At 47.9% G+C, this 641-nt stretch carries 1 protein-coding gene; it reads right to left on the bottom strand.

The window, feature by feature from the left end:
* The coding region (locus I6E69_RS20490; RefSeq protein ID WP_197122231.1) for an Ig-like domain-containing protein at positions 1 to 641 on the bottom strand (641 nt) is incomplete at both ends.

Below are 641 nucleotides of genomic sequence, written 5' to 3'. Positions count from 1 at the left end.
TTCACCAGTGCCTGTGGCAGTGGCTTCGTTGCCTGCGGCATCGCTCACACTGGCGATCACTGTAAAGGTGCCTTCAGCCAGCACTTGCGTGGCAGCTACGCTCCATGTGCCATTAACCCCTAATGTGGTCGTTACGGTATGAGTAATATTATTACTGTCGGTGATTTCAACGCTCACGGTGCTGCCTTGTGGCGCATTCGCTGTGCCGGTGATCGTAGGTGTTGTGTCATCAGTCACTGTTACATCATTTACGACAATATTAGGAATGGTCGTATCCACTACGCCATTTTCTGTTGCTATACTTGTATTGCCGCTTCCATCTGTAACACTCGCTTCAACTTCATAACTGCCTTCAGCCAAGTCAACAGGAGCTTCAACACTCCAGATACCGTCTGTAACAGTTGTTTGTACCGTGTTTGTTATGTCATTACTGTCCGTGAAACTGACGGTGATAATAGTGCCATTTGCTGCACTGCTGGTACCGCTCACATTCGGCGTTGTATCATTTGTATCCATTAATGCATCAATATTAATACTCGGTGCATCGGTATCCAATGTTGCGCCTTCACTTAACGTGGTGGTGTTGCCTGCACTGTCACTGACGCTTGCTTCGATAGTGAGTGGACCATCAGTTAACGCGT

Source organism: Pseudoalteromonas sp. NZS100 (genome assembly GCF_015864815.1).
Taxonomy (GTDB): domain Bacteria; phylum Pseudomonadota; class Gammaproteobacteria; order Enterobacterales; family Alteromonadaceae; genus Pseudoalteromonas; species Pseudoalteromonas distincta.
Note: the sequence above shows the minus strand (reverse complement) of the source record. Positions and strands in the feature narration are given on the sequence as shown.